This is a genomic window from Pseudomonas sp. FW305-3-2-15-C-LB1 (assembly GCF_058787615.1).
This window is the reverse complement of record NZ_JBYSZX010000005.1, coordinates 46,425-63,012: the sequence shown is the minus strand read 5'-3', so window position 1 is coordinate 63,012 and position 16,588 is coordinate 46,425. Positions and strand designations below refer to the sequence as shown.

The 16,588-nt window shown below is 60.0% G+C and carries 16 protein-coding genes; 14 read left to right on the top strand and 2 right to left on the bottom strand.

The genetic code is table 11. The features are described 5' to 3' along the window. On the top strand, positions 1-2,064 hold the full coding sequence (traD, locus tag AC3WP7_RS11835; protein WP_102591946.1) for a type IV conjugative transfer system coupling protein TraD: 2,064 nt from the start codon (positions 1-3) through the stop codon (positions 2,062-2,064). Next, positions 2,057-2,800 carry a TIGR03747 family integrating conjugative element membrane protein gene (locus tag AC3WP7_RS11830; RefSeq protein WP_102591945.1) on the top strand — a complete coding sequence of 248 codons (744 nt, stop codon included), beginning with the start codon at positions 2,057-2,059 and terminating at the stop codon, positions 2,798-2,800. Before traD ends, AC3WP7_RS11830 begins: the two co-directional genes overlap by 8 nt. Here AC3WP7_RS11830 and AC3WP7_RS11825 read toward each other — a convergent pair. Both AC3WP7_RS11825 and AC3WP7_RS11820 read right to left on the bottom strand, forming a co-directional pair. Next, positions 2,784-3,236 carry a GIY-YIG nuclease family protein gene (locus AC3WP7_RS11825; protein WP_371917393.1) on the bottom strand — a complete coding sequence of 151 codons (453 nt, stop codon included), beginning with the start codon at positions 3,234-3,236 and terminating at the stop codon, positions 2,784-2,786. The two genes, AC3WP7_RS11830 and AC3WP7_RS11825, sit on opposite strands and share 17 nt — an antisense overlap. A gap of 141 nt (positions 3,237-3,377) precedes the next feature. Beyond that, the gene (locus AC3WP7_RS11820; RefSeq protein ID WP_102591943.1) at positions 3,378-4,883 is read right to left on the bottom strand and encodes a hypothetical protein; all 1,506 of its coding nucleotides are present in this window, start codon (positions 4,881-4,883) and stop codon (positions 3,378-3,380) included. A gap of 694 nt (positions 4,884-5,577) precedes the next feature. Here AC3WP7_RS11820 and AC3WP7_RS11815 point away from each other — a divergent pair. From AC3WP7_RS11815 to AC3WP7_RS11760, 12 genes are all read left to right on the top strand, one after another. Continuing rightward, the gene (locus tag AC3WP7_RS11815) at positions 5,578-5,925 is read left to right on the top strand and encodes an integrative conjugative element protein, RAQPRD family (protein WP_102591941.1); all 348 of its coding nucleotides are present in this window, start codon (positions 5,578-5,580) and stop codon (positions 5,923-5,925) included. Continuing rightward, positions 5,909-6,148, top strand: a complete 240-nt coding sequence (locus tag AC3WP7_RS11810; protein WP_102591940.1) for a TIGR03758 family integrating conjugative element protein — start codon at positions 5,909-5,911, stop codon at positions 6,146-6,148. The genes AC3WP7_RS11815 and AC3WP7_RS11810 overlap by 17 nt, the downstream gene beginning before the upstream one ends. 50 nt (positions 6,149-6,198) lie before the next feature. Then, positions 6,199-6,531, top strand: a complete 333-nt coding sequence (locus AC3WP7_RS11805; protein ID WP_102630100.1) for a TIGR03745 family integrating conjugative element membrane protein — start codon at positions 6,199-6,201, stop codon at positions 6,529-6,531. Between the two features lie 9 nt (positions 6,532-6,540). After that, positions 6,541-6,933: a TIGR03750 family conjugal transfer protein gene (locus tag AC3WP7_RS11800; protein WP_102591939.1), complete on the top strand. Its 393-nt coding sequence runs from the start codon at positions 6,541-6,543 to the stop codon at positions 6,931-6,933. Continuing rightward, positions 6,930-7,589, top strand: a complete 660-nt coding sequence (locus tag AC3WP7_RS11795) for a PFL_4703 family integrating conjugative element protein (RefSeq protein ID WP_102591938.1) — start codon at positions 6,930-6,932, stop codon at positions 7,587-7,589. The genes AC3WP7_RS11800 and AC3WP7_RS11795 overlap by 4 nt, the downstream gene beginning before the upstream one ends. Beyond that, positions 7,586-8,425 (top strand): TIGR03749 family integrating conjugative element protein, encoded by an 840-nt coding sequence (locus tag AC3WP7_RS11790; protein ID WP_102591937.1) that lies wholly within the window; start codon positions 7,586-7,588, stop codon positions 8,423-8,425. The genes AC3WP7_RS11795 and AC3WP7_RS11790 overlap by 4 nt, the downstream gene beginning before the upstream one ends. Beyond that, positions 8,415-9,794 (top strand): TIGR03752 family integrating conjugative element protein, encoded by a 1,380-nt coding sequence (locus tag AC3WP7_RS11785; RefSeq protein ID WP_102591936.1) that lies wholly within the window; start codon positions 8,415-8,417, stop codon positions 9,792-9,794. The genes AC3WP7_RS11790 and AC3WP7_RS11785 overlap by 11 nt, the downstream gene beginning before the upstream one ends. Beyond that, positions 9,775-10,191, top strand: coding sequence for a TIGR03751 family conjugal transfer lipoprotein (locus tag AC3WP7_RS11780; RefSeq protein ID WP_102591935.1), 417 nt, complete (start codon positions 9,775-9,777; stop codon positions 10,189-10,191). The genes AC3WP7_RS11785 and AC3WP7_RS11780 overlap by 20 nt, the downstream gene beginning before the upstream one ends. Next, positions 10,191-13,010, top strand: coding sequence for a conjugative transfer ATPase (locus AC3WP7_RS11775; protein ID WP_102591934.1), 2,820 nt, complete (start codon positions 10,191-10,193; stop codon positions 13,008-13,010). The genes AC3WP7_RS11780 and AC3WP7_RS11775 overlap by 1 nt, the downstream gene beginning before the upstream one ends. 65 nt (positions 13,011-13,075) lie before the next feature. Continuing rightward, positions 13,076-13,387 (top strand): type II toxin-antitoxin system RelB/DinJ family antitoxin, encoded by a 312-nt coding sequence (locus tag AC3WP7_RS11770; RefSeq protein ID WP_102592019.1) that lies wholly within the window; start codon positions 13,076-13,078, stop codon positions 13,385-13,387. Next, complete coding sequence (locus AC3WP7_RS11765) at positions 13,384-13,686, top strand: type II toxin-antitoxin system RelE/ParE family toxin (RefSeq protein ID WP_102591933.1); 303 nt, start codon at positions 13,384-13,386, stop codon at positions 13,684-13,686. Before AC3WP7_RS11770 ends, AC3WP7_RS11765 begins: the two co-directional genes overlap by 4 nt. Positions 13,687-13,948: 262 nt before the next feature. Continuing rightward, entirely contained in the window at positions 13,949-15,958 is a 2,010-nt protein-coding gene (locus AC3WP7_RS11760) for an AAA family ATPase (RefSeq protein ID WP_102591932.1), read from the top strand. The last annotated feature ends 630 nt before the right edge of the window (positions 15,959-16,588 follow it).

Genomic DNA, 16,588 nt, shown 5'->3' with positions numbered 1-16,588 from the left:
ATGGCCCAGACCGTCGAAGTGCTGCTACGCCCCGCGGTGGAGCTGTACACCGTCGCGGTCTGTGCCAGCAGCGCCGTACTGTGCCTGGCCGCTCCCTGGGCGCTGGCACTGAACCCAAACCTGGGCCTCGGGGCCGCCGTGGTGTTTACCGCTTTCGGCACGATCCGCCTGCGGCAGGCTTGGGTGATCCTGCGCTACCGCCGCAACATCCGCCGCCTGCCCCGCTACGCCCTACGCGACGACCGCATCCCGGTCAGCCAGGAACGCCTGTTTCTCGGCCGCGGCTTCCGCTGGGAGCCGCATCACACCCACCGCCTCCTGCAAACCTACCGTCCGGAGTTCCGCCACTATGTTGAGGCGCCCTGGCGGTTGCGCTACGCGCGACACCTGGAACAACGCCTGGAGTTTGCGCCCCGCCCCTTACCGCATCTGACGCGGCTTACTGCCTGGGACCACCCGCTGAACCCCGTGCGCCCTCTGCCCGCCGTGGGCGGCCTGCCGCGCCTGCATGGCGTCGAACCGCATGAAGTGGATGTCACCCTGCCCCTGCGTGAGCGCGTCGGCCACACCCTGGTGCTCGGCACCACCCGCGTTGGCAAGACCCGCCTGGCCGAACTGTTGATCGCCCAGGACATTCGCCGTGGCGAAATCTGCATCGTGTTCGACCCCAAGGGCGATGCCGACCTGTTCAAGCGCGTCTACCAGGAATGCCGCCGCTGCGGCCGGCTGGATACCCTGTATGTCTTCCACCTAGGCTGGCCCGACAGCTCGGCCCGCTACAACGCCGTGGGCCGCTTCGGCCGCATCACCGAAGTGGCCAGCCGCATCGCCGGCCAGCTTTCCAATGAAGGCAACAGCGCCGCATTTCGCGAGTTCGCCTGGCGCTTCGTCAACATCATCGCCCGCGCCCTGGTCGAACTCGGGCACCGTCCGGACTACCTGCTGATTCAACGCCATGTGGTGAACATCGACACCCTGTTCATCGAATACGCCCAGCACCTGTTCGCCCGCAAAGCGCCCAAAGCCTGGGAGGCCATCGTGCAGATCGAAGGCGGTATCAACGAACGCAACACCCCGCGCCACATGCTCGGCCGCGACCGCCGGGTGGTGGCGATTGAGCAATACCTGACCCAAGTGCCGCTGTTCGATCCAGTGCTCGAAGGCCTGCGCAGCGCCGTACGTTACGAGCGTACGTTCTTCGACAAGATTGTGGCCTCGCTGCTGCCGCTGCTGGAGAAATTGACCAGCGGCCGCATCGCCCAACTGCTGGCCCCGGACTACGCCGACCTCAACGATCCCCGGCCGATCTTCGATTGGATGCAGGTGGTCCGCCAACGCGCAGTGGTCTACATCGGCCTGGATGCCCTGTCCGATGCCGAAGTGGCTGCGGCCGTCGGCAACTCGATGTTCGCCGACCTGGTGTCGGTCGCCGGCCACCTCTACAAGTTCGGATTGAACGACGGCCTGCCCGGCACCGCAAACCGCCCGATGGCTCCAATCAACGTCCACGCCGACGAGTTCAGCGAACTGATGGGCGACGAGTTCATCCCCATGGTCAACAAAGGCGGCGGCGCCGGCGTACAAGTCACCGCGTACACCCAGACCCTCAGCGACATCGAAGCCCGCCTCGGCAACCGCGCCAAGGCCGGGCAAGTGGTGGGCAACTTCAACAACCTGATCATGCTGCGCGTGCGCGAAACCGCCACCGCCGAACTGCTGACCAAGCAATTGCCCAATGTCGATATCGCCAGCATCTCGCCCATGAGCAGCGCGACCGACAGTTCCGACCCGCATGGGCGCACTGCCTTCACATCCAGCAGCATGGACCGTATCACCACCACCAGCGTGCCGCTGCTGGAGCCCGCGCATATCGTTGCCCTGCCCAAAGGCCAGGCGTTTGCCCTGCTGGAGGGCGGCACATTGTGGAAGTTGCGTATACCGCTGCCGGTCCGCCAAGCCGAGGACGGTCTACCCGACAACCTGCGGGCACTAGCCGAACAGATGCGCCGGCAGTACACCGATGATGAGGCTGCCTGGCAGGGTGAAGAACGCCGCAATGCGTGATCCGGCCAACGTTGCCCAGCAACAGCAGGCGCGGCAGCAGGGATTCGTCGCGGCATTGATCACCCTGCCTTTGCGCTTTCTCGGCGTGCTGCTGGGGTCGCTGCTGCTATGCCTGGTGATCGAACTGGTGGGCATGCATCTGTTCTGGCCAGAGCAAGGCTGGCGGCATGCGCAGGGCATGATGAGCTTTGAACTGCAACAGCTCTCGACCCAGTTCACCCGTAGCGTGGTGGTGCAGGAGCCGGGGCGTAGTGCCTATCGGCTGGTGGCTTGGCTACACCAGAACCTGCTGCTGGACAGTGGGCTGCTCGATTGGTTGACGAGGATGAACGAACAGGCGAAAGCAACTGATACCGCCACAGGGTTCAATGCCACTCTGGCTCAGGCGGTGGTGTATGTGGAGAGCTACGTGATGGCGGCGTTCTACACCACGGCGACGTTTCTGCTGCGGCTGCTGGTGTTGGTGCTGAGCTTGCCTCTGTTCGCATTGGCGGCGTTGACCGGGCTGGTCGATGGGCTGGTAAGGCGTGACCTACGACGCTTCAGTGCGGGGCGAGAGTCGGGTTTTCTGTATCACCGAGCACGGGCCACGATTTTGCCGTTGGCGGTGCTGCCATGGGTGACATACCTGACATTGCCGGTTAGCACGCATCCGGCAGTGGTTCTACTACCCGCGGCAGGGGTGCTGTTGTTCGTGGTCGGCTTGACGGCAGGAAGCTTCAAGAAGCACTTGTAGACGTGTCCCGATCGCCTTGTATTCCCAACGCACAAACAACTGCAACGTCTGCTTCAGTTAGGCAGAACCATTCATTTCGAACCCGCTTATCGGCGAACTTTGCGTGAAGAGCAAACTCGTCTCTCTGCGCGCTCGCAGAGGGAAACTGATGAAGAAGAATCAGAGGCTCAGGGTTAGCGCACTGAAGTTGCCGCATCCTTCTCGGCACTGATCGTGATGATCCAATTTTGCAGTAGCCGGTGGCGGACTGCACTAGATACACGTATCCAAATGGATCATTGGTTTTTGGCGAATATGGTGCAAGAGCGCCTATGTACTTCTGCCAGCCTGGCCAATCGGATGTGCCGTACTCCCCACTTCCATCAACATGCTCTGCCTCCCATGCGTGAAGGATTTCACGTTCGCAGAGCGGCAGCGCAGAATAGCAACCGACCATTGCTGCGGCGTACTCAAGGAACGAAATTCCCATAAAAGTGATGCCCTATACTGGATATGCGTCGTGAGCCAGTGCCTGCAGTAAAGCTGGCCCCGTCGGTTTCAACAGGGCCAGATTACGCATGGCCTACTACATCAGTGCCTATGTGCTTTCAATGCGAGCAAGGAACTCAGTCATATGTGAACTTCGCGACCGAGCCGCCTCAACCCCACCCATGGTTACCTCACCGGAATTCAATAGAGAAGACAGCTCGTCTTCCCAACAAATTACTCGCCGAGACCTGAGTAAACCATCGAGCTCGTCCCAATCCGCTGGGGCTCCAATCTCCTCGCCGCCGCGAAGGAACAGGTCACTTGCAACAGCTGGTCCGTTCTCACCCTCTATCTGAAGCAGCCCCAGAACAGCAACTATCTTCTGGAAGGCTTCGGTATCATGAGAGCTCCCCCTAACAAGCAGTTGTCTGGCTACATCTGATACATCGTGCCCATATGTTGCACCGATGAACAAGACATCCTCATAGCCGAGCCAAGCATCCCCATCCAGGTAATGCGAGTCGATCAACATCCGTCGGTAGCCCTGCGCATACGCACTTTCAATAGACGGCAGGAACGGAAGCTGCTTGATCGGATCCGGCACCATCCAGTCTTTCGCTGGCGTACCACGGTGCCGCAACATAATACGGGCCGCTGGACCAACTTGCTCCGTCAGCGCCAACGCCGCAGAAAGCTGTTCATAAGCTGTGTGCTCGGTGATCTTCGATGCAGCGAACAGCACCATTCCACTTTTGCACGTAGAGAGCTCACGGCGTAGTGGCTCCAAGGCCAACTTGGGAATTGCATCCATATCGGCCGGCGCCTGAATCACTACTGGCTTAGGATAGCCTCTTACAAATGGCTCACGTGCCTGTAGTTCACCGTCTTCACTTACAACGCCCCGCAATACGCTGCAAATATCAGACTCAGCACCTCTAGCCGACCTGACCATGAGATCGACATCTTCACAGAGACGATCAGGAGTCGGCGTGTCAATCAACACAGCCACGCGATGCTCAGAGTTGAGTGCGTGCAAACACGCCATCTCCAGCCGTCCAGCGGAATCGTTCCATGCTGACTGATCCAACCGGACAGGACCGACCACAAGCAACGTGCCACTTGGCAAACGATCTATCCCCGAGGACCACAAGCCGTACTCACCGAGATCGATACTGCCCTCCCACTCACTGGCAGCCTGCTCGGCGTAGACCAACCCTCCATCGGTGGCGTCTTCATAGCTCTGGAGCAGTGCATTGATCGCCAGCTGTGAAGTCGTGACATAGACTCCGGACATTGGACCGCTTGGCCATACCTGCAACAAGCTTCTTGGTGCAGAAGCTCCACCCCGAGCGTTGGCAAGCAACTCCAGCAACTGCTTGGAACCAACTTCTAGCGAGAACTTTTTCTTGATGCGGTAGGCAAGTCGCGAGGATGAAGTTGTATTCACTTCGCAAACAGCAACGCGCTCCGGAAAGGCGACTACCTCAGGCCAGTCCCGTAAACCTGGCAATGCTGCAATCAGATCTAGTGCCTGGCTATGGCCCACCAAGCAAGACGATTGCTGGAGCAGGTCGCGAACACGACCAGCCAGCAGCTTAAGCTGCGAAATATCCATTGTTGTTCTCCCGGGCGCTGTATCCGGTGCACGCGTTGCGGCTCGCCCATGGAAACAATGGTCTCAAGATGGGTTCTGCGATGTACTCCGTCTTCGTCGTACCCCGAAGGGCGCGTGCGGCAGGCGACGGCAGCCGCAGCCAATATACCCCGCGTCGCGCCCGGTTGGAATAGCCCTCGACATCAAGCCATGGAACCTCATCATTACCCAATCGGGCCGTGACTCGCTGCCCCCCAATGCTGGGCAACGCATAGCTAGGTGCCAGACAAAACTAGGGAATCGTGACCCCAGTGGCTGCAATCAGCTTCCAGCCTTTGGAATACTGTTGATAAGACATGCCTACGTATCTTTCCTCGCATGCCTTTGACGCCTCCCCTCTGCTCAGACAGAAGTAGACCCTCACTTCTTGGCCATCGCCCCAACCATCTTCTCTGGTGATCCTTTCGATCTCAGTCGGCGGCCTGGCGCCCTGAGCCTGATGGACCAAGAAGTCGCGCCTTGCCCGCGACCCCACGAGCACGGGCCCAGATGAGTACCCACACAACGTCAGTCACACTCGTACTTTTTGCTAATCCACATAGCCACTACCGTCGCTGCCCCCATGACTTAGCGGTCTGCTGGCATCTCCCATTTCTCGCGGCACTACTCCCATCAGCAAAGCAGCATCTACTCCTCGCTTCAGGAGTCGACATAGATGCCGAACCACCGTCGTCATTGGCCGGAACAGCGAACCGCGCTTTGCTTGCTGCTGCTCCCAGCACTTTGTTTCTCCTCCGAGACTGGTTCGGAGCCTGCTCGACTGGCCGCCCTACTCCGCCAACTCGACGTGATCGAACGCCTGACCGAAGACAGCGCCCGCCTCCCCCGCGACGACACCTCACGCTACCACTTCGACTACGCCCGTTTGCGCGACGATTTACGGCGCATGCGCCAAGGCATCCGCGACCACCTGAGCCCACAACGCGCACAACCCCGCGATCCCTTGCCCTTGCAGGGCGACTACCGCCGGGAGACGGAGGTGGCCGATGAGCCTGAGTTCTGATCAAAGCGCCGCCTTCCTGGCCCATGGCGGCTTCACGCCGGGAGCCAGTGCCACGCTGTTGGTGGGGGTGGTGTTCGCCGTGTTGCTGGTCTGGGGCGTGTGGGCATTGCGCACGGCGTATGTCGGCTGGGCCGAGCACAAGCTGACCCAGCGGCAGTTGCTGGGCGTAGCGGTGCGGTTTGCGGCGATGTACGTGGTGCTGACCTATTTCCTGCTGTCTTGAGCGAGTCCGTGATGAAACGTTCCGATCAAGCCTTTCCTGCCGTGCTCGCCATGATGTGCGGCGCCTGGTTGTCTGCGCTGGCGGCGGTGTTGTCGCCGGCACGGGCGCAGGGCGCGTTGCCGTCCTTGGAAGATCCGTCGCGCGGCACCGGTGATGGGATCCTGAAGACGCTGCAGAACTACGGCTACGACATCGTGATGTTGGTGGCACTGCTGGTGATCGCCTCGATGTTCATCGGGGTCTGCTACCACGCCTACACCACTTATTCGGAGATCCACGCCGGGCGCAAGACCTGGGGCCAGTTCGGGCTGACCTTGGCGGTGGGTGCGTTGCTGCTGGTGGTCGGGATCTGGTTGCTGACCAAGGCCACTGGGATCCTGTAGGAGGACGGCATGGACAGTACGGTACGCCAAGATCAGACCTTGACCTTTCTGCCCCACCGGCTGAACCGTCAGCCGGTGGTGGTGCGCGGGCTGACTGCCGATGAGCTATGGGCCTGTACCGGGCTCAGTGCGGTGCTGGGTTTGTTGATCGGCCTGCCGTTGGCCTGGTTGAGCCACAGCCTGGCGGTCGCACCTACGCTGGTGCTGATTGCTGTGGCTGGCGGGGTGTTTTTCGGCGGCGGGTTGCTGCGTCGTCAGAAGCGCGGGCGGCCGGATGCGTGGCTGTACCGGCAGTTGCAGTGGACGCTGTGCCAACGCTTTCCTAGCCTTGCTCGCTACCTGGGCGGCGCGGGCTTGATCCTGCGTTCGGGTGCCTGGGGCATCCGCCGGAGCCGGTCGTGAGCCGGTTCAAGAATGAGGTCAGCCACCTGCAGGCGCATGTCCGCACCTTGCGCCTGGGTGGCGCGGCGCTCTTGCTGATATCGCTGCTACTGGCCATCGGCTGGTGGAGCGCGCCACGGGACATGACCGTGCATATCCCGCCGGATCTACGCTCGGGCAGCGTGCGCAAGTGGTGGGAGGTGCCGCCGTCGACGGTGTATGCCTTTGCGTTCTACATCTTCCAGCAGCTCAACCGTTGGCCGAACAATGGTGAGGACGACTACCCGCGCAATATCCGCGCCCTGTCGAACTACCTGACTCCAGCCTGCCGGGCGTTTTTGCTTGATGAGTCCACGCGGCGGCGGGACAGCGGCGAGTTGCGCCAGCGGGTGCGCGGAGTCTACGAAATTCCCGGCCGAGGTTACGGCGACAACCCGATGGCGCGGGTCAAGGTGGTGTCCGATGACGACTGGATCGTCACCCTGGACCTGACCGCCGACGAGTATTACGGCGCCGAGCAGGTCAAGCGCGCCCTGGTGCGCTACTCGCTGAAGGTGGCGCGGCGCGACATCGACCCGGAGCGTAACCCCTTCGGCCTAGCGTTGGACTGCTACAGCCAGGCGCCGCAACGGATTGGTCGTAATCCGGATGACACCAACGAGGAACCGTCCTCATGAAGCGATACCTGTTGAGCGCCGTGCTGCTGTTGCCCATCCCATTGGCGAGCGCGGTGGAGATCCTGCGCTGGGAGCGCCTGCCCTTGGCCGTGCCGCTGCAGGTCGGTCAGGAGCGCGTGGTGTTTATCGACCGCAATGTCAGGGTCGGCCTGCCCGCCTCACTGCAAGGCAAGCTGCGGGTACAGAGTGCCGGCGGCGCGTTGTACCTGTTGGCCAGCGAATCCATCGCCCCCAGTCGCCTGCAATTGCAGGATGCCGACGACGGCACGCTGATCCTGCTGGACATCGCCGCCGAGCCGGCCAAGGCCGGGCAGCCCGCGCTGGAGACGGTGAAGATCGTCGAGGCCGAGCGCCCGGCGCCACGCGATACGGTAGAAGCGCCAGCACCCCGCCCCGCTCCACCGACGCCCTTGCCGGTGGCCCTGACACGTTACGCCGCGCAAAGCCTGTATACCCCGCTGCGCTCTGTCGAAGCCGTGCCTGGCTTGGGGGCCGTGCCGCTGCGTAGTGATCTGAATCTGGACAGCCTGCTGCCGGAACTCACGCTGTCATACCGGGCACTGGCGGCCTGGCGCCTGGAGGATCTGTGGGTCACCGCGATACGCCTGCGCAACCGCTCGTTGCGCTGGATCGAGCTGGATCCGCGTCGGTTGCAAGGGGATTTCGTCAGCGCGACGTTCCAGCATCCCGACCTCGGCCCCAAAGGTGACGCCACCGACACCACGGTGCTGTACCTGGTCACCCGCGGCCGTGGCCTGGCCGGTGCGCTGCTACCGGCCATCAGCCCGGTCGATGCGGCCCTGAACCTGCCGCGGAGCAGCAGTGATGAAGAGTAATGGCCTGCTCAAGTGGCTGATGCTGCCGCTGCTAGTGTTGCTGCTGTATGTGGGGGTCAAGCTTGCCGCGCCCTCCCGCGACGTTGGCGGCGAGGGCAATACGGTCGATCCGCTCAGCCCGGATGAAATGCAGGCGCTGGGTATTGAGGGCGACACCCCGCGCGACACCGTCGCCACGTTGGTCGCTCAGGTCAAGCAACTGCGCGGCGAACTGCAGGGTGCGCTGAAAGCCAATCAACAGGAGAAGGCCGAGAACGAGCGGTTGCGCCAGCGCGAAGGCGCGATTGAGCAGCGTGTGCAAAGCGCGCTTGAGGACGGGCGTGAACAGGTCAGCGAATCCCAGCGCCAGACCAGCCAGTTGCTGCAAGACCTGCAACAGCGTCTGGATTCATTGGGCAGCCCGGACCTACCGCTGGGCCTGGGATTGGAGGATGGCGACGGCCAGGACCTGCTGCGCGACCGGTTGATCTGGATCGAGCCGCAGGACGGCCGCGACCCCAGTGCCAAACCGCGCAAACCGCTGAGCTTTCCATCGTCGTTCGGCGCGGCGCAAAAGCCGCTGGAAGATACCGCTGCCCAACTCAATGCTGCCGGCAAGGCCTTGCAAGGCAAGCCGGTGTTGCAGCCGGTCTATACGGTGCCGGCCAACGCCACCCTGATGGGTTCGGTGGCAATGACCGCCCTGATTGGCCGGGTGCCGGTGGACGGCACGGTCAACGACCCCTACCCGTTCAAGGTGCTGATCGGCCCGGATAACCTGACCGCCAATGGCATCGATCTTCCGGACGTGGCCGGAGCGGTGGTCAGCGGCACCGCCTCGGGGGATTGGACGCTGTCGTGCGTGCGCGGGCAGATCCGCTCGCTGACCTTTGTGTTCCGCGACGGCACGGTGCGTACGGTTCCCTCGAAAGGCAGCAAGGAAACCGATGACGAGCAGAACAGCGGCGACAACCGACAGGGCCTGGGCTGGATCAGCGATCCCTACGGCGTGCCCTGCGTCACCGGCGAGCGACGCAGCAATGCCCAGCAGTACCTCGGCTCACAGGCACTGATCACCGCCGCCGGCGCTGGGGCCGCATCGCTGATCCAGGGCAACAACAGCATGACCTACATGAGTCCCGGCAATCCGCTGGGCACTGTGGGCATCACCACCAACGAGGCGCTGGGGCGGATTTTGGCCGGCGGCGTGCAGGAGATGGCGCAGTGGGTCAACAAACTCTATGGCCAGGCCTTTGCCGCGGTGTATGTGCAACCGGGCGCCAAGGTCGCGGTGCATATCGAACGGGCGATCAATGTCGACTACAACCCGAGCGGGCGCCGGGTCGACCACAACCGAGGAGACAACGGCCATGTCGTTGAACTGGACTAGCCTGAGCGGCCTGGCTGCGCTGCTACTGTTGACGGGCTGTGCAACCAATCCGGAGAAGCTGCTGCCCCATGGCGATGCGACCATCCTGGATATCTGGAACCAGCAGACGGCGGGCAGCGGCGGCCCGTTAACCCGTGTGCTGCTGGATGCCCGGCAGACGTTGCGACGGCCCCTGCAAGCACCGCTTCCTGTGCTGGATCAGGCGCCCTACACCCGCACCGCGCAGAGCGAAATCTATCGGCAATTCCAGCGGCTGCCCAACCCCGATCTGGTGATGTACATCTTCCCGCATCTAGCCGGCAGCGACCCGGTACCGGTGCCCGGCTACAGCACGGTATTTCCGCTGTACCAGCGCGTGCAATATGCCCTGCCGGGCGAACGGGTCGAGGACTACTGATGAAGCGGATCCGCCGCCAGCCGGGTGATGCCTGGCAACGGTACATCGCGCGACTGCGGGGCCAGGGCATCCCCGCTCCGGGGCACCGCTCGCAGCAATCATCAGCCACCCGCGCCGATGAGCAGCGCCTGTATGCCGCCCCGCCCTCCTTTATCGATCTACTGCCCTGGGTCGAATACCTGCCTGGCTCGCAGAGCCTGTTGCTGGAGGACGGCCAATCGGTCGCGGCCTTTTTCGAGTTGAGCGCGGTCGGCACCGAGGGGCGTGAAGCTGAGTGGCTGCGCGAGGTGCGCGATGCCCTGGAGAATGCGCTGCAGGACAGCTTCGATGAGCTGGACCAGCAGCCCTGGGTGGTGCAGCTCTACGCCCAAGATGATTGTGATTGGGAGGGTTATTTACGCGGGCTGCACGACTACGTTCACCCCCGCGCCCAAGGCAGTGCCTTTACCGCGTTCTACCTGCGTTCGATGGCGCACCACTTGCTGGCGGTGAGCAAGCCCGGCGGCTTGTTCGAGGACAGTACGGTCAGCCATCTGCCCTGGCGCGGCCAACGCCGCCGTACCCGGCTGGTGGTCTATCGGCGTACCCAGCATGCACGGTTGCGCTACGAACGCTCCCCGGAAGCGGCGCTCACGGCCGTGTGCGAACGTCTGGTCGGTGGCCTGGCCAACGCCGGGATCCACGCACAGCGGATGGACGCCGCCGCTATTCACCGCTGGCTGTTGCGCTGGTTCAACCCGGCGCCCGACTGGCTAGGCCATGATCCGGCCGCACAGCAGCATTTCTATCAACTCACCGACCTGCCCCCTGCCCCGGATGCCCAGGAATTGGAACTGGCCAGTGGCACCGACTTCGCCCAACGCCTGTTCTTCCGCCAGCCACGCTCGGACACCGAGCACGGCGTGTGGTGGCTGGACGGCCAACCGCACCGAGTGATTGTCCTCGACCGTCTGCGCAGCCCACCGGGCATTGGTCATCTGACCGGCGAAAGCAGTAAGGGCGGCGATGCACTCAATGCGGTGTTCGACCAGTTGCCGGAAAGCACAACGCTCTGCCAGACCCTGATCATCACCCCACAGGATCGGCTGGAAGCGCAGCTCAATCACCTCAGTCACAAATCCGTCGGCGATACCTTGGACTCGCAGCAAACCCGTGAGGATGTCGAGCAGGCGCGCCAGTTGATTGGCCGCTCGCACAAGCTCTATCGCGGTGCATTGGCGTTCTACCTGCGCGGGCGTGACCTACAAGAGCTAGACGCGCGCGGCCTGCAATTGGCCAATGCTCTGCTCAACGCCGGCCTGCAGCCGGTGCGTGAAGAGGACGAAGTGGCACCACTCAACAGCTACCTACGCTGGCTACCCTGCGTTTTCGACCCGGAGCTGGACAAGCGCCACTGGTATAGCCAACTGATGTTCGCCCAGCACGCGGCTAATCTCGCCCCAGTTTGGGGTCGCAGCGAGGGCACCGGGCATCCCGGCATCACCCTGTTCAACCGCGGTGGCGGGCTGATCACCTTCGACCCGTTGAACCGCCTCGACCGGCAGATGAACGCCCACCTGTTCCTGTTCGGCCCCACCGGTTCGGGCAAGTCCGCCACCCTGAACAACCTGCTTAACCAGGTCGTCGCGGTCTACCGCCCACGGCTGTTTATCGTCGAAGCCGGCAACAGCTTTGGCCTGTTCGCCGAGTTCGCCCAGTGCATGGGGCTGAGTGTGCACCGGCTCAAGCTCGCCCCTGGCGCGGGCGTCAGCCTGGCACCGTTCGCCGACGCCCGCCGATTGGTGGACAGCCCTGGCCGGGTCACAACCCTGGACGCCGAAGCCCTCGACGACGAAGACCTGCAGGAAGACCAACGCGATGTGCTGGGCGAACTGGAGATTACCGCCCGGCTGATGATCACCGGCGGCGAGGACAAGGAAGAACAGCGCCTGACCCGCGCCGACCGCAGCCTGATCCGCCAGAGCATCCTCGACGCTGCCCGCCTCTGCGCCCAGCAACAGCGCACGGTACTGACCGAAGACGTGCGCAATGCCCTGCGCACTGCAGGGCAGGACCTGGCCCTGCCCGAATCACGGCGCATTCGCCTGCTGGAAATGGCCGACGCCATGGACCTGTTCTGCCAGGGCAGCGACGGCGAGCTGTTCAACCGCGACGGCACGCCATGGCCCGAGGCCGACATCACCCTGGTCGACCTGGCCACCTACGCCCGCGAGGGTTACAACGCGCAACTGTCGATCGCCTACATCTCGCTGATCAACGCGGTGAACAACCTCGCCGAACGCGACCAGATGCTTGGCCGGCCGATCATCAATGTCACCGATGAGGGCCACATCATCACCAAGAACCCGCTGCTGGCGCCCTATGTCGTCAAGATCACCAAGATGTGGCGCAAGCTCGGCGCCTGGTTCTGGCTGGCCACGCAAAACCTGGACGACCTACCCAAGGCTGCCGAGCCGATGCTGAACATGATCGAGTGGTGGATCTGTCTGTCGATGCCGCCGGACGAGGTGGAGAAGATCGCCCGCTTCCGCGCACTCACTCCGGCGCAGAAAGCCCTGATGCGCTCGGCGCGCAAAGAGGCCGGCAAGTTCAGCGAGGGCGTGATTCTGTCCAAGTCGATGGAGGTGCTGTTCCGTGCGGTGCCGTCGAGTCTTTACCTGGCCATGGCGATGACCGAGCCGGAGGAGAAGCACCAGCGCCACCAACTGATGCAGGCCCAGGGCATCACGGAACTGGAGGCGGCGTTCGAGATGGCCGCGGAGCTGGATCGGCGCCGGGGCATTGAGCCGCTGATCATTGACCTGCCGGAAATGGGGTGACGGGCATGGAATTTGTCATTCAATTGAATTACATTCACCCCAAGACCCTCTCAGGTGCCCCCACCATGGCCAGTAATGCCCTGATCCAGACCCGTATCGACCCGGACGTGAAAGACCGCGCCACGGCCGTCCTGCACAACCTGGGGCTAACGGTGTCCGATGCCGTGCGCATCCTCCTCACCCGCGTCGCCAATGAAGGCGCCCTGCCCTTTGGGTTTGCCAGCGACCCCGCCACCTATGATGCGTGGTTCCGCGCCAAGGTGCAGGAAGCCCTGGGCGACCCGCGCCCGGCGATTCCCGCCGAAGATGTCGAAGCCCACTTTGCCAAACGCCGCGCCAAGGCCCAGCGCAAGCTGTCGGAAGGTGGTGAGGGGTGAAGCTGGAGTGGTCGCCATGGGCCCTGAAGGATCGCGATGCGATCTTCGACTTCATCGAACAGGACAACCCGCGCGCGGCCATTCAGATAGACAACCGGATCGCGGAACAGACCCAACGCTTGGTACTGCTCCCTGAGAGTGGGCGCATTGGGCGTTGCGAGGGCACACGAGAGCTGGTGATTGATCGCACGCCCTATATCGCGGCTTATCTCATACGGGATGATCGTGTTCGGATCTTGCGCGTACTGCATGAGGCGCAGAGCTGGCCGGAGGATCTGCCGTCGCTTGGGGAGCGGTGATCATAGCGTCTACAGGCTCAGCCTAGAAATGCCCCTTACGCGGCACTAAATCACCATTTTCGACCAAAACATACCCTCACCATGTTCCGACTTGCAACAAGGCTTGCTCCGGATAGGAAAGGACGTTCACCCGCAGGCTGTTTATAGGCAAAGCAAAGGTACGCGTCTCGATCAACACAAACCCGTCCAACTGGCGACCTCTTCTCCTTGGAATAGCAATGGGCTATCGTGCCTAAACGACCACAGCTCAAAGGGACTGACCATGCGCTTAAACAAGTTACGGGTTCAAAACTATCGGAGCATCCTAGACACTGGAGAGTTTGAGGTCGAGCATCTAAAGACCATATTGGTCGGTCCAAACGAAGCTGGTAAAACAGCAATTCTTCAAGCAGTTCAGCAAATAAACGCACCGAGCGACACAGCCAAATTCAACGCCCTACGAGACTACCCAAGATCTCTTTACACTCAAATTAGCCGAGGGGAAGTCGAACCCGGGAATGTACCGGTGGTTACCGCCACGTTCACCCTCGACGCACCTGACCTTGAGCATGCCCCCAGCCAAGAAAAATCGACACCTATTACATATACTTTTACTCGATACCTAGATAACTCAGCGACGCATCATTTAAATGGAATTAAAATTCCAACTTATGCGGAAATAAGAAACGACCTAATAAGACTTGCCGCCCACCTTGACAGAGATGCCGCCGAAGGATCAGTGAAAGCTCACACTGAGACCCTCAACAAGATCACGAGAGTCTGGCTTGCAAATAGGTCGCTCACCACAGATGCAACAGCCCTCAAGCAGTGGCTCGAAGAAAAACTTCCTTTTATTGACGAGGATGATATAAAAGAGAATGAGCGTTGGGAAAAGATAGGTGAAACTTTAGATCAAGCCGTCGAAATCAGGAACTTTTTGGCTTACCTTGATAAAAACAAACCAACTTTTGTTCTATATAGCAATTATTTTCGAGTCAAGCCAATAATTCATCTGGATAGTTTAGCCAAGCGTCTGGAGTCCAATATTTTGGATGATGATGCTTATGATTACGGCAATAACTGCCTCCTTAAGCTTCTCGGATTCACCGCACAGGAGCTATCTGATCTTGGCAGGGCGTCCGACCCAAGCCATACGACAAGCAACATTGAGAATTATAGGGAAAAACTAGATAAGCGTAGCTATCAGCTTAATGCTGCGAGTGTTGAACTTACCCAACAAATCATCAAAGTATGGAATCCAGATGAAAACAAGGCAGAAGCTAGCAAATTAAAGCTGACTGCAGACGGCCAATACCTTAAAGTTGTCGTTGAGGACAACATTGGTGTCGAAGTGGAGCTTGATCAGCGATCTGAAGGTTTCCAATGGCTAGTTTCGTTCTTTATCGTTTTCTTTGCCGAGGCGAAAGGAAAGCATAAAAACACCATCCTTCTGTTGGATGAACCAGGAGTGAGCCTGCACGCGCTGAAGCAAAGAGAGTTCAGAAAGACCATCTCAATGCTCGCGGATGAAAATCAAACCATATATTCGACCCACTCGCCATTCTTAGTGGGGCCGGAAGAGCTTGACTTAGTCAGGGTAGTAGAGCTCACAGATAGGAAGATTGGCACCAAAGTACATACGACAGTGTCATCTAGTGACCCCGCCGCGCTTCTCCCGCTCCAGGAGGCCCTTGGATACGACTTAGCCCAAAGCCTATTTGCTAATCAGCGCAATCTAATTCTCGAAGGACTTACCGATTATTGGTACGTCGAGGCTATTTCAAGCCTACTTAAGGAAGAGGGAAACGCTATACTGAATGATAAGATCTCATTGGTTCCCGCCAACACCGCTAGCAAAGTGGTATATTTTGCAACAATCCTCACCTCCCACAGCCTCAAGGTTGCTGCACTTCTGGATTCTGACAACGCGGGCGACCAAGCGGCTCAGCAAGAAGTATTGGTACATCGCCTCGGCAATAAAAGAATTCTTCGCACCTCGGACTACACGACACCAAAAATCGATAAAGCCGAGATTGAAGATTTACTCAGAGATACCCTAGTAACAGTTGCCAAGTCCGAATTAGACTGGGACATCATCTCTGCAATAAATACCACCCCCAACAAGCCCATCATCGAAATATTCCAAAAGCACATCGGCAAAGAATTCTCGAAATACAAGCTTGCTAAAGCTTTTTTGAGATGGTCACGCGACCACTCTGCGTCCGACTTAACTAAAGCCGAGATTGATGGCTGCACGAATTTAATCCACGCAATTAACTCAGCACTGAAATAGAAATCACGCAAAACGAACGGCTCACGCACTTTTCGTGAGCCGAACTCCCTCTCTGGCAAAAAAATAAGTAACTACGCAGATGTCATTGCCAGCGCCCAATCACCCTCACCATGCCACCATACTTACATGCAACCATATAAATCGCCTTTAACCCCATGATAAAAGCCGGCCACAATTATCACAACAGAAACGTACGCAACTGAGATTAAAGCATTATTTTTTGAGAAAACCACTCAAGCCTTATATCTTGCGTAACCGCGGGCGGAGAATGCATTTCCCGCAGCAAATTTCGCCAACACTCCAAAAGATCGAAGCCCCCCCCCCGAAACGATAATTCCGGCCAGATCCCTTTCAACCACTTCAACAAGTTAAATCCTGCTCTTCTAATGCCAACATTAAGAAGCCCCATTGGCTCAGTGAAGCATTGCGACAGAAGTGTTTTACACGCTTGCCCTTCAGCGAAACAGCTATCATCAACCTTTTAGATTGAACTCGCGTCGCTCCGTATCCGCTACCGCTTTGACTTCCAAATCCCTTCGAATACGATATTACGGGTCACAGCCTTGTTGTGACCGGGCGTCAGAACCTGAAAGTACATGGAGGCGCGGTTAGCGCCATAGCTGTGCAGTC